Here is a 13,082-nt window from a genome sequence, read left to right on the forward strand (position 1 = left end):
AAGGATTCTTTAATTCTTTAATGTAATATATTCGCGATTTTAAAATTAAACCATTTTTGCAAAACTAATATATGAAAAAATTATTAAGCATTCCATATATTATGAAGTCTAATTATTCTATATAATATCTATATTTACAGGCACATCTTCATCAAATTTAATAATATTTTTAATAAAAAATTCTTGTGCATTTCGAAATTTAACGTTATAATAATAGTAGAAACGGATAATAATTATCCGTTAATATTCAAAACAATCGAAAAGTTAGTAGGTACTAAGGAGGAAATAGGAAAATGAGTGACAAAAAGAAATTAACTACTGCATTTGGTGCACCCGTACCGGACAATAATAACTCTATGACGGCCGGCAAACGTGGTCCTGTCCTTATGCAAGACGTATGGCTCATGGAAAAATTAGGCCATTTTGCTCGTGAAGTAATTCCTGAAAGACGTATGCATGCTAAAGGTTCCGGTGCATTCGGTACTTTTACTGTAACTAATGACATCACTAAATACACTAAAGCTAAACTTTTTTCAGAAGTTGGCAAAAAAACCGATTTATTCGTTCGCTTCTCCACGGTAGCCGGTGAACGCGGTGCCGCTGACGCCGAACGCGATATTCGCGGTTTTGCCGTTAAATTCTACACCGAAGAAGGCAACTGGGACCTCGTTGGTAACAACACACCGGTATTCTTCATTCGCGATCCATTGCAATTCCCTGATTTGAACCGCGCCGTAAAACGTAATCCAAAAACAAACTTGCGTGACGCTGAAGCTAACTGGGACTTCTGGACCAGCTTACCGGAAGCCATCCATCAGATCACTATCGTTATGAGTGACCGCGGTATCCCTTCCTCCTACCGCCATATGCATGGTTTCGGTAGCCATACATACAGCCTAATCAATGCTAATGACGAACGTGTTTGGGTTAAATTCCACTGGGTTTGCCAACAGCCGATTGAAAACTTGAGCGACCAGGAAGCCGCTGAAGTGGTAGCCGGCGACCGCGAAAGCCATCAACGGGATTTATTCGACGCTATTGAAAAAGGCGACTTCCCGAAATGGAAATTATGTATTCAGGTTATGACGGAAGAACAGGCTAAAGAAATGCCATACAATCCGTTCGACCTCACTAAAGTTTGGTATCACAGCGAATTCCCACTCATCGAAGTTGGTGTCATGGAATTAAATCGCAATCCTGAAAACTACTTCCAAGATGTTGAACAAGCTGCGTTTGCTCCGTCCACTATCATTCCGGGCATCGGATTCTCCCCTGACAGAATGTTACAAGGTCGTTTATTCTCCTATGCTGATGCGCAGCGTTACCGCTTAGGCACTAACTACCATCAGATTCCTGTTAACGCCGCTAAATGCCCTGTTAACATGTACCATCGCGACGGTCTCGGCCGTGTTGACGGTAACCACGGTGCTACCATCGGTTATGCGCCAAACACTAAAGGCGAATGGGCTAACCAACCGGAATTCAAAGAACCACCGCTCGATATTACGGGCCCTGCTTACCAATACGATTTCTATGAAGACGATTCCGATTTCTACACCCAACCAGGCAAATTGTTCCGTCTCATGACTCCGGAAAAACAACAACTTTTATTTGAAAATACAGCACGTGCTATGAACGGCGTTTCTAAAGAAATTCAAGAACGCCATGCTAAACATTGTTACCAATGTGATCCGGCTTACGGCGAAGGCGTAGCCAAGGCACTCGGTATTACAGTTGATTTTTCCAATTTAAATGATTAATATATTCGCGTTTCATGTGACCAAGGTATGCAATTAATCATTAAAAATAACTACTCTCTCTAGGAAAATCAGCTGCATAATAAGCAAAACCCCTCTCTGTGCATCCGCACGGAGAGGGGTTTTGTGTTATCTGAATCCAAAGCTTAGGATTATAGGATTATAGGGTTATAGGGTTATAGGATTATAGGATTATAGGACAAAGCTTACAGCAACAACTGCATAAAGCCTAACAAACCAAATATAATAGCCAGCGCAATAGTAAACGGCATCATAAGTTTCAATATTTTATCTTCACCTTCGTTAAAACCGGTTGTGACAATCCCCATAATCACACAGCCCGGCGAAAAGGAATTACCAAGCACGCCGCCGGTAGTTTGCAACGCTGCCGTAATAGCCAGATTTATGCCCAGCGCCTTAGCCGCCAACATTTGTAAATTGCCGAATAATATATTGGACGACATATTACTGCCCGTCAAAAAGGACCCGATCATGCCCAATAACGGCGATACGATAACATAGTAAATACCGAGCAATTCAACAATCCCCGTTGAAAGCACATAAATTTGCCCACTACTGCCCATATATTTAGCCATAACAATCAAACAGGTAATCGCTATGGTAGGCGCCTTACATTTTTCAAAAGTACGTTTATTAACAGCCGTTACCGCTGATTTAGGTAAAAATTTCTTTTTTTCATAGTACCAAAGACTGCCTAGCCCCGACAAAAGTAAGAACGTACCTGCATACGTTAAGGGTTGCACGGGACTGAAATAAGGCTCCGCCTTAGTCATATAGCCAAAAGCAGTCGCAGTCTCAGGAAACGTGAGCGCCACTTTCCAGACACTGAGAGCATTGTAAATCGGTGGCACTAACAGACACAATACGGTAATACCAATCAATAGATAGTATGGCAAAAAAGCTTGATTAAACGACATGGTACGTCCGGAAGTGACCTTTGTCGGCGTGTCATTCAACGGTGCTCTTTCAGTTTGATTAAGCCGCATCATAATTGGACTGTCCGTAATATACCATCGTTGCTTATACTTTGGAATTTTACTCACCACAAACACTAAGCCCATACCGATAGCAGTTGGTAAAAAGCAGGAAATTGTCGGATTAATGGTGGCAAGCCATAATTCGCCGCCCCCCATGACAAGCGACAAGCCAACTACTACGGGCCAAACAGATTGTATCGCCCTCATTCGTCCATATAACCAACAAATATATAGCACCGCTAAAAAGTTAAAAATCCAAATCATAGCCGCCGCCAAAAAGGCGGCATACACTTGTTCGTTGCCATTCATCGAGGATTGCTGAACCAAGGCCTCCCAAGCAAGGGCCAAGGTCCCAAACGTAGCACCCCAAGAATGGCCCAGTAGTACAATGACAATACTGTATAGCGGCCTTACACCAATACTCAATAACAGCGGCGCTCCCACCGCTACAGCAACACCAAAACCGGTTATCCCCTGCAAGAAACTGGGAAATACCCAGCCTAATATTAAAATCTGCAATAGTTCGTGTTTTGTAATCCGTTGAATACCTGTGCGAATCGCCTCAACCGCCTTAACTTCACAAGTTATTTCATATAAATAAATAGCCGGCCAAATCACGAGCAATATGGTAGCAGCGTTCCAAACGCCCTTACCGGTTTCAAATAATAAAGCTAACGGTGATGATTCGAAAAGCAACCAGGCAATCAGCAATGCCAAACTCATACTGACTACCGACGCCTTCGCAATCCGCCACCGCAGTTTAATAATCGCTACTAAAAGAAATACAATGGGTACTAACGCCGGTAACCAAAAACATATATCCGTTGAAAGTTCCACAACTACAACTCCTTAATTTTCAAAACAGTGCCTGCAAATGTTTTTGACCGAGAATATAAGGAGTCCTTACTCTGTAGTTGATATAAACCTTGCATCAATTTCGCATTGCCAAAAACATCTATCATTTTTCAAAGGTACCCTTCACAATAGCGACACCTTTATCTACCATTAATTGACCGCGTGCCCAAACTTGATCGATAGCAAAATCTTCATCAATGATTACAAAATCGGCATCTTTACCGCCTTCAATGTAACCTTTTCGTTTACTAATCTTCAATGCTTCAGCCACATTCGAAGTGATAACGCAGATAGCCTGTTCTAACGGAATCTTTTCATTCAATACCATATCTCTGAATTCAGTAAAAATAGAGCTCTGGTCACCGACACCAACGCCGATAGTGTTGCCCGCTTCATCAAAAATCGGCATACTGCCCATACCGTCGGAACTCATTAAGATGTTCTTTAACGGAACCCCCGCATCAAGAGCACGTTTAACGGCATGACTCGGTTTTACCGCCGTCCCGGTTTTGCCCGGTGCAATCCCGGAGGTTACATCAATAAAACCACCGTCTTTGGCCCATTGAATGCCTTCTACAAAGAGGTGTTCATTACGGTTAATATGAGTTGGAATAAATTGAGTCCTTGGAATTTCGCCTTCTTCGGCAATCGAAAAGAGATACTGCAACCCTTTTTTACTATCACCCATATGAATATTCAAGACACCGGCTTTGCCGCTTAACATACCGCCTACGCGAGCCTCACCGGCTAAACGACGGTAGTCATCTAGTGTTGGCTGGGATGAACGATGATCACACATCGCAATTTCGCCGGGACCGATAACCTTATCTATCATCATAATATCTTTGATTACACTGCCTGTAATAGTTGGCGTTGGTAACTGATAAGCACCGGTATAAATATAGGTTGTAATCCCTTCAGCCTCCAATCCATGAGCTTTAGCCAATAAACTTTCTACATGACGAGCGATGCCGTCAGTGCCCAATAAGCCGGCTACAGTCGTAACACCGCAAACCGTAATCATAGACAATACCGCTTCCGGTGTACGTGTCTGGAACCCGCCTTCACCACCGCCACCAAGAAGATGAGCATGTGAATCAATAAAGCCCGGAACAGCTTTTTTGCCCGTTAAATCATACGCTTTTGCCTCAGGTACGGCATCAAAAGCACCACTATCGCCGATAGAAGCAATTTTTTCACCGGCAACCAAAATATCTTTTTTACCCATTGGTTGCGGACCATACACATCAACATTCTTTAAAATTTTGAAAAATTCACCGGACATACGATTCCCCTCCACTTCTTATAAAAAGGCAATTAACAATCTGGTTGCCCAGATAGATAAAAACGCGTTAATGTAACAAATAACCACGATTGGTATATAGTGTCTGGAATCAACACCGGCAATACCTAAGCAACGGCCGATGTTTTGGATTGGGTTACCTACCAAATAAATAGCGGGTACTAGCGAACTCAATTGAATCGGATCAATAATATTACTTGTATATAAACTTACCAATACACCAATACCGCCGCCCATACTCATAAAAGCTGTTACCAATACGGTTGCCGCTTCCCCAGGCAATCCCCATAACGCCATAATCGGTGTAAATATTTCCCCAATAATTTTTAACAAGCCGGTTACATCCAATATGCGGATTAATACGAATGCCATCAATACATTCGGTAACAGGCTCATTGTCCCAATTTTAAAACCATTCCGGGCCCCTTCAATAAATAAATCAAGCAAATTCTTTTTTACAGGAGTTTCATTAGTAGCCATAGTTACGCCTCCTTATTAGATTTGCGAGAAACCATTAAGAGATAAAGCCTCAACAGATTGGCGCCCACAATTTTAAAAATTAACATTATGATGATTGGTGCAATAATCGGAATTACCATAAAGCCAAATACAGCCGCACCTGACGAGAAATAGTTCGTTACAAACGCACTGGCACTCGTTTGATAGGTAATAACAATCGACCGTTCCTTATCTGTAATCTGCCCCGAATCAACCAGTTCTTTAACCATCCCGGCAGCCGCGTCAGTACTCTGCATATTAGCAATATTGGCAAGCGCCGTAATACCGGAAACGCCCAATAAAGGTTTTAAAATAGGCGTCATCAATTTCTGCGCTGCTTTCAAACCACCAAGACCGTCAACCATATTTACGATGCCCAAAGCTAAGATAACGGTAGGAATCAAAGTAATAGCGAATAAAAAACCGTCTTTGGCGCCGGAACCGCCACTGCCTCTAAAATCCACTGCTTTTTCAGCAATAATCCCCGTCTTACCAAATGATCCGGCCAACACATTGAAATCAAAAACTTTTAACCAAGAGTCTGAACTTGCGAATACGCCGGAAAACAAGATAATAGCTGCCACAAAAGCGACGTATCCCATAATAGGAACTTTTACCTTTTCTTGTTGGTCCATAAAAACGCCTCCCATCCCATATCTAAGAATACCCCTATAACAGCATCACAATACAAAAGTCTACTGTTACGTTACAATTGTATTGTATTCCTATTTCATACATTTATCAAATCTAATAAAGTAATCTGTTCCCTCTATAAATCATGACTGGCTAAACAAAAAGAAAAAATGATTTAATATAATGAGTTAAACAAACATTGCAATAGCTTTTAACCTTAACTTGATTGATGGTTTTGTTTTCATGATTTCAAACATAGGACTAGCAAAAACAAATTTAATTGATAAATAATTATATATAAATTTTAATTAGCTAAATAGTAAAACAAGGAAAACCCGAAAAAACTCCCTGATATATAGGCTTTTAAGCTAATTTATCAGGGAGTATTTATTAATTTTGTTTGTTAATCTATTTTGATAATTCACAGCGCAGACTTACCGTATACTTATGACCGAGCCGGCTGATTACTCAAAATGTAACGCCACTGCATTATTTACGTATCATCAGAAATAATTACGGAACACTACATTAACCACTTAATCACATAAATTACCGGCACCGAAATCAAAATAGATAAGACCACACGTTCAAACCAGATAATGAAATAGTCTTTGAGCTTAATCGGAATTTCCGTCGCCATCATACATGGAATCGAGGCGGAGAAGAATAATACTTCGGATACGCAAGTAATGGCTACCAACATGCGAACTTCGAAGCTTAATTTGGTTACCAAGACAGCCGGTAAGAACATTTCCGCAATACCGAGGGATAACGCTTTAGCTACTAAGAACGGTTCTTCAAAGCCCGTAATCCAGGTAAACGGATACAAGGTGTAAGCTAACACATTAAATACCGGCGTGTTGTTGGCAATAACGATACCCAAAACACCAATCGACATGAGGGATGGTGCAATTTTTAAGGCCAACACGAGGCCATCGCGGAGATGATGATAAGTACCGGTCACAATACCGTCCGCTTTGGAACTGGCTTCCATAGCTTCTTCAAAAGCGACTTTGAATTTATCATGCACAACCACTCGTTCCACTTCGCCTTGTACATCGTTATAATAGGTGTCCGGCTTTTTACTGATTGGATAAATGCGAGCAGTCACAGCCGTAACAAGGAAGGTAACAACAACGGTGGCCCAGAAATATAAGTTCCATACATCCAATAAATTAAGCGTTTTGGCCACAATAATCATAAAGGTAGCAGATACTGTGGAAAAGCCGGTGGCAATAACAACGGCTTCTTTAATAGTATAACGACCTTCTTTGAAAACACGGTTCGTAATTAAAAGGGCTACCGAGTAACTGCCTACAAAGGACGCTACCGCATCAATAGCCGAACGGCCCGGCGTTTTCCAAAGCGGTCTCATTACCGGACGCATGAAAACACCAACAAATTCCATAAGTCCATAATTGATGAGCAAAGCTAAAAATACAGCACCAATCGGCACAATCGTAATAACCGGCACTACGATTTTGGAGTAAATAAATGGAATCGTACTCTTATTCATCAAAATTTCCGGACCGGCGCCGGTCAACGCCATAATAATAAAGGGAATACCTAATATATTTAAAAGAGAAAATACCGTTGTGGTTGTATTCTTATTCCACGTTTTATTGATAAACGGCAAGACAGCCCCCAAAATGACAAACAACGCACCGTATACCGGCTGGAAATATGGAATTGTTAAAATCAACGAAACAATGTGATCCAACGGAATCGTCGATTTCCCGTTAATAGTAATCGGTACAAAAAAGATAATAATGCCTAAAATACTGTAAATAATGAACTGCAACTTACTTTTCGTCGTGTACTTGCTCATAACTCTCACCTTCTCCAAAGTATTTTAAATCACGAATCCATCAACCTCTCTAACTCCTTTCCGCTATATTTATACCTTGCCTATCAATGCACTTGATATATTATAGTCATTCTATTCCTGTAAGGTCTTAAAATTGTCAAATTTAGGATACAGTATTATAAAAAAACAAAAAACTCTCTAACATATCGATATTACACCGATATATCAGAGAGTTTTAAAGTTTTATCACAAAGCGTTAAAAGTTCATACTATTTAATAATTTAGCACTGAGAAGAACGCTTATAAAGCAAACAAATCATTCAAGCTTTCAGACATGGTTGGGTGGTTATAAATGAAGTCGCGAAGTACTTCATAGCCCAAATCATGGTCCATAGCGAGTTTAATCATGTTGATCATTTCATGGGATTCGGCACAGAAGAGTTGTGCACCCAAGATTTTGCCGTTTGGAGCTACCAGAGCTTTTAACACGCCTTCGGTTTCACGAAGTACTTTAGCTTTTGGAATGGCGTTAGCCGGCATTTTAAGAACGCGGTACTCAAGCCCTTGAGCTTTCGCTTCTTTTTCATTCAAACCTACGCGAGAGAATGGAGGTTCAATGAATACGGAGTACGCGAAAGCGCCACGGTTTTCGGTCGTACGTTGACGGTTACCTGTCATGTCGTCTAAAACGATGCGATAATCATCAAGGGAAATGTAGGTAAACTGCAATTTTCCTACTACGTCGCCGGCTGCCCGGATATTAGGCACGTTGGTGCGTAAGTGTTCATCTGTTTCAATAGCGCCGCGGTTCGTCATTTTGATACCCGCTTTTTCAGCTTGGAGCTCATCGGTATTTGGACGACGGCCGGTAGCAATCAAAACAGCATCGCCGGCTAGTTCTTTAGTAGCGCCGTTAGCTGTGTAAGTTACTACGCCGTCTTTAACAGCGGAAATAGCAGCACCGGTAATCACTTCAACGCCTTTAGCGCTGATAACTTCGCGAATTACTTCGACGATGTCTTCGTCTTCACGTGGTAAAAATACATCGGCATCTTGAATAATCGTAACTTTGCTACCGAATTCGGCAAACATGGACGCGAATTCCAAACCGATATAGCCGCCGCCTACGATAGTAAGGCGTTCAGGAAGTTCATCCAAATCCATGAGTGTCTGGGATGTGTAAAGTTTATTGCCTGCTTGAAGTTCGCCGGTCTCCGGATTGCGCACACCTTCAATGTTTGGAATGACAGGCGTGGAACCGGTATTAATCAAGAACTGTTCAGCAGTCAACGTCAAATCGCCATCAGCGGTCTTAACGTTGATAGTTTTGGCGTCCACAAAGGATGCCACGCCATCAATGATTTCAGCACCCGCTTGAGCTACTTTATTATAGTTAGCTTGATTTAACGCAGCGGTTAATTGGCGTTTACCTCCAATAGATTTTTTGAAATAAGCCGCTTTTTCACCAAAAGAAGCATCAGGAGCCAACGCCGCATCCGTAATCAAACGTTTTGACGGAATGCAGCCCACATTAATACAAGTGCCGCCATACATAAAAGCGTCTTTTTCAATTAACGCTACTTTTTTACCGGATTTTGCTAATTTACCGGCCAAAGTTTTGCCGGCTTTACCGAAACCAATCACAATTACGTCATACGATTTCATCTTTTGCCTCCTTAATGGTTTGCTATCAATATTTTTGAAAAATAAATAATCTTGAATATCTGTCTCATACATTTAATTATATCACACTGCCTCCAAAAGACCGCAATATAATATCGATATTTTTCAAAAAATTTACGATTATTTAGTCAATACACTTTTGAAAAATATCACAGTCAATATAAAAGAACCCCGCTCGGTCATGATACGTAACTTTCCTCAAGGATAAGCTCTTACACGACCGAGAAACGGGGGTTCTCGTATTACTTATTTAGTTTTTTTATACCAGCTCCGAACAGTCGGCATTGGCCGCTGCCTCATCAGCAGCGATTTGCGCTTCCGCATCTTCGATAATCGACGCCAAGCTGATGCTCTTTAACTCTTTTTCAAGAGCGTTTTGAATCTGATCCAAGCGACAGTCCAACACATCATGAATATGACTGCCCACAGGACAATCCTGAGCAGGGTTTTCATGAAAACTAAAGAGTCGACCGTTATCCAAAGATTCCACGGCGTTAAAAATATCTAACAAGGTGATGTCCGACGGGCACTTGGCAATCTTGATGCCCGACGTGCCCTGACGGGAGTCAATAAGACCGTGAGCCTTCAACATGAGCACAATATTCCGGATAATTACGGGGTTTACATTAATGCTGCTCGCCAAGAACTTACTGGTCACTTTATATTTCTTTTCTGCAATAGCGATACAAGTAAAAATATGGACCGCTATAGTAAAACGACTGGATACTTGCATTTAAATGCCTCCTAATTAATTGTAATATTTACCATTACAATTGTAATTATATCACGAATCTGCCGATTTTACTATAACGCCGTCTATAATAAAAATGTATAATTACTTACCTACCACACTGATACGCTGCTGGATGTGGTTACCTTTTTCGATTTCATCAACCATAGCAAGGGCGTAATCAGCATAACTTACAACACTTTCACCACGTTCGTTAAGCGTGAATTCTTCACCGGCCAAGATGTATTCACCGGTACCGGCCGCTTCCGGATCAAAAATCGCAGCAGGGCTTACGAAAGTCCATTTCACATCATTGCGTTTGCGAAGTTCTACTAATTCATCAGCCTGTGCTTTAGCAAGTGCATAAAATTCTTTTGGGAATTCCGGTGTATCAAGAAGCTGCGTTGTATGTTCTTTGTCAACGAATAAGCTACCGGCACCGCCTACAACCAACAAACGAGTGTCCGTGTTAGCAACGGCATCGGATAAATGCATCAACGATTTAGTGTGAAGATTCAAAGTATCCGGCGCAAATGTACCAAATGCATCAACTACTGCATCAAAACCGGCCAAATCTTCTTTCGTGATATCCATAATATCTTTTTGAACAAATTTAGTAGCGTCCGATTTATTTTCGCTACGGGCAAAACCGGTTACGTCAAAACCACGACGAAGTGCTTCTGCTACTACCAAACGACCTACTTTACCATTCGAACTTACAACTGCGATTTTCATAATTGAACCTCTGCTTTCTCCCGCACCGGGAATAAATGACTGCTTAAAATTTAATTCTTAACTACTGAATCCTTAGTGCTTAATACGTAACGTTGAACTCTGAATACTGAATTCTTAATACTTAATGCCTAACTTTTAAAACTTAATTCTTAACAACTTTCTTGTAACGTTTTTCCTTACATGTTTATATTACAATCTTTTAGTTGTAATGTCAAGTATTACATTTTAAATTTTCTGAATTTTTTTGTAAAATCGTTGAATCGTCTTCGCCAAATCATTTTCCCTAATCCGGAAACGTCAATCTTTACGCGGTTTTCAGCGGTATTACCAACCCTATGAGAACAAAAAAAGATGAACCCGGCATAACCGAATTCATCCTTCAAGCCCCTCAAGGGTCAATTATTATTTTTTTACGCCTTTTAATAGCAAAACCGTTGCTGTTCTTCAGCAATTAAGGTCTTTATGCTTCTTCATCCGGAGCCGTTACTTTGCGACGACGTTTCCAAATTAATGCCGCGGCCACAACCAAGATAACGCCGGCAATTTCAATCAACCGTTCATAGCCCGTGATGTAAGGCTGCAACAAAGGTTCTGCGGTAACCATTTCAGCGGCTACCCACGCGAGCAAGCTGCCGCCTGCCCACAAGATAATCGGATATTTATTGATGATACGCGCCAACAAACGGGATCCGTAAATTAAAAGCGGAACGGTAATTAACATCCCTACGATAACGAGTTCCAAATGGCCTTTGGCGGCACCGACAACGCCGATAACATTGTCGATACTCATCATCGCATCGGCTACGATAATCGTAATAATAGCACCGCGCAGGGAGTCCTTACTTTCGATGTTCTCAGCTTCATCATCGCCTACCAAAAGATGGAACGCAATCCACAAGAGCACGAGACCGCCTACGAAATGGAGGCCCGGAATGTATTCCAACGCTTCTACCAAGATGGTGGCAAAAATAAGACGCATCGCAATGGCCCCGAAGGTGCCCCACATGATGGCTTTTTCACGATACTTATCTTCCAACTTACTTACAGCCATGCCGATAACCACGGCATTATCGCCGGCCAGCAAAATATCGACCACGATAATTTTGCCAATCATAACCCATGTAGCTAATTCTAAAAATTCCATATACTTATTCCTTTTTCTTATTTGATGTAATATACTCTATTATCTCGACGTGGTGCCGCTTTTGGCTCGTCACCGTTTACATACCCAATGACACAATGACCGATGCCTTCGTAATCCCCTTCAATCCCTAATGACGCCAAAATTTCCTTACCTTCCGGTGACTCAAACTCTTCTTTGGCACGATGAATCCAGCAACTGCCGAGACCTAACGCGTGAGCGGCGAGCATGAGATTTTGCATAACCAGCGAACCGTCACATACATAAGGTGGCCGTTCTTTCGAGGCCAATACCACCAGCACTACCGGTGCATTGTAAAACGGATCACTTTCGGTACCGAAAATCTTGGCATTCATCGCCGATAAACGGTCCCGCACTTCTTTATTTGTTACGGCCACAATAATGGCCGATTGTTTCCCCATACTGCTAGGCGCATACAGACCGGCTTCATAATCTGATCTATTAATTCCACAGGCACCGCATCCGACTTAAAACTACGAACACTCCGTCTAGTTTTTAACAGTTGTATCAAATGTTCTGCATCATGCATAATAATCCCTCGCTTTACATGATTATACTAGAATTACGGCTATCCCTTCCGGCCGACATGAAATGTGCCGGAATTAAATTCTATCTCATAAATATATTATAATAAGAATTAAGGCCAACTTCAAACAAAAATTGACAAAATTTGTCCACTCAAGTAAACTTTTTTTCTACTCCTACGAAAAACCGGTTCTGCTTTGAATTGAATGAAACGCAGGGTAATAGAAGAAAACTCTTATATTCCAAGAAAAAAGAGGCACATGTTTGAACTGCACCCCAAAAATTGGACACAATTTTTGGAGGTGCAGTTTTTTTATGGCAAAGTATTCTAAAGAAATTAAAGAAAAAGTTTACTGTCTATTTGAGCGTGGATGGGGATTCCATGCAACTGCTAAA

The 13,082-nt window shown here is 41.3% G+C and carries 10 protein-coding genes and 1 pseudogene; 1 reads left to right on the forward strand and 10 read right to left on the reverse strand.

The genetic code is table 11. From position 1 onward, the window contains the following. Window positions 1-293: 293 nt before the first annotated feature. Window positions 294-1,760, forward strand: a complete 1,467-nt coding sequence (locus tag E7204_RS03570) for a catalase (protein WP_295181611.1) — start codon at window positions 294-296, stop codon at window positions 1,758-1,760. A gap of 203 nt (window positions 1,761-1,963) precedes the next feature. Here the strand turns inward: E7204_RS03570 and E7204_RS03575 are convergent, their stop codons facing one another. The 10 genes and pseudogenes from E7204_RS03575 to E7204_RS03620 all read right to left on the reverse strand — a co-directional run bounded on the left by E7204_RS03575 (window position 1,964) and on the right by E7204_RS03620 (window position 12,690). Then, entirely contained in the window at window positions 1,964-3,592 is a 1,629-nt protein-coding gene (locus tag E7204_RS03575; protein ID WP_295181613.1) for an L-lactate permease, read from the reverse strand. Between the two features lie 121 nt (window positions 3,593-3,713). Further along, window positions 3,714-4,895: a beta-aspartyl-peptidase gene (iadA, locus tag E7204_RS03580; RefSeq protein WP_295181615.1), complete on the reverse strand. Its 1,182-nt coding sequence runs from the start codon at window positions 4,893-4,895 to the stop codon at window positions 3,714-3,716. 18 nt (window positions 4,896-4,913) lie between these two features. Next, window positions 4,914-5,393 carry a YjiG family protein gene (locus tag E7204_RS03585; RefSeq protein ID WP_295181617.1) on the reverse strand — a complete coding sequence of 160 codons (480 nt, stop codon included), beginning with the start codon at window positions 5,391-5,393 and terminating at the stop codon, window positions 4,914-4,916. Between the two features lie 2 nt (window positions 5,394-5,395). Further along, a complete protein-coding gene (locus tag E7204_RS03590; RefSeq protein WP_295181619.1) occupies window positions 5,396-6,046 on the reverse strand; it encodes a hypothetical protein in 651 nt (216 codons plus the stop codon). Between the two features lie 521 nt (window positions 6,047-6,567). Continuing rightward, window positions 6,568-7,872, reverse strand: coding sequence for a YjiH family protein (locus E7204_RS03595; RefSeq protein WP_295181621.1), 1,305 nt, complete (start codon window positions 7,870-7,872; stop codon window positions 6,568-6,570). Window positions 7,873-8,151: 279 nt separating this feature from the next. After that, window positions 8,152-9,516, reverse strand: a complete 1,365-nt coding sequence (locus E7204_RS03600) for an FAD-dependent oxidoreductase (RefSeq protein WP_295181623.1) — start codon at window positions 9,514-9,516, stop codon at window positions 8,152-8,154. 277 nt (window positions 9,517-9,793) lie between these two features. Then, a complete protein-coding gene (locus tag E7204_RS03605; RefSeq protein WP_295181625.1) occupies window positions 9,794-10,267 on the reverse strand; it encodes an Rrf2 family transcriptional regulator in 474 nt (157 codons plus the stop codon). A gap of 102 nt (window positions 10,268-10,369) precedes the next feature. Next, window positions 10,370-10,999, reverse strand: a complete 630-nt coding sequence (locus E7204_RS03610; RefSeq protein WP_295181627.1) for an NAD(P)-dependent oxidoreductase — start codon at window positions 10,997-10,999, stop codon at window positions 10,370-10,372. A 460-nt stretch (window positions 11,000-11,459) separates the two neighbouring features. Beyond that, window positions 11,460-12,143 (reverse strand): TerC family protein, encoded by a 684-nt coding sequence (locus E7204_RS03615; RefSeq protein WP_295181629.1) that lies wholly within the window; start codon window positions 12,141-12,143, stop codon window positions 11,460-11,462. A gap of 17 nt (window positions 12,144-12,160) precedes the next feature. After that, window positions 12,161-12,690: pseudogene (locus E7204_RS03620) on the reverse strand (nitroreductase). Between the last annotated feature and the right edge of the window lie 392 nt (window positions 12,691-13,082).

The sequence above is a fragment of the Veillonella sp. genome (genome assembly GCF_015058545.1).
Classification (GTDB): Bacteria; Bacillota; Negativicutes; order Veillonellales; family Veillonellaceae; genus Veillonella_A.

Bases quoted from the DNA above. Each gene is read 5' to 3' on its own strand.
- E7204_RS03585 (WP_295181617.1), bottom strand. From the start codon at position 5,393: ATGGCTACTAATGAAACTCCTGTAAAAAAGAATTTGCTTGATTTATTT.
- E7204_RS03570 (WP_295181611.1), top strand. From the start codon at position 294: ATGAGTGACAAAAAGAAATTAACTACTGCATTTGGTGCACCCGTACCG.
- E7204_RS03605 (WP_295181625.1), bottom strand. From the start codon at position 10,267: ATGCAAGTATCCAGTCGTTTTACTATAGCGGTCCATATTTTTACTTGT.
- E7204_RS03600 (WP_295181623.1), bottom strand. From the start codon at position 9,516: ATGAAATCGTATGACGTAATTGTGATTGGTTTCGGTAAAGCCGGCAAA.
- E7204_RS03615 (WP_295181629.1), bottom strand. From the start codon at position 12,143: ATGGAATTTTTAGAATTAGCTACATGGGTTATGATTGGCAAAATTATC.
- iadA (WP_295181615.1), bottom strand. From the start codon at position 4,895: ATGTCCGGTGAATTTTTCAAAATTTTAAAGAATGTTGATGTGTATGGT.
- E7204_RS03595 (WP_295181621.1), bottom strand. From the start codon at position 7,872: ATGAGCAAGTACACGACGAAAAGTAAGTTGCAGTTCATTATTTACAGT.
- E7204_RS03610 (WP_295181627.1), bottom strand. From the start codon at position 10,999: ATGAAAATCGCAGTTGTAAGTTCGAATGGTAAAGTAGGTCGTTTGGTA.
- E7204_RS03590 (WP_295181619.1), bottom strand. From the start codon at position 6,046: ATGGACCAACAAGAAAAGGTAAAAGTTCCTATTATGGGATACGTCGCT.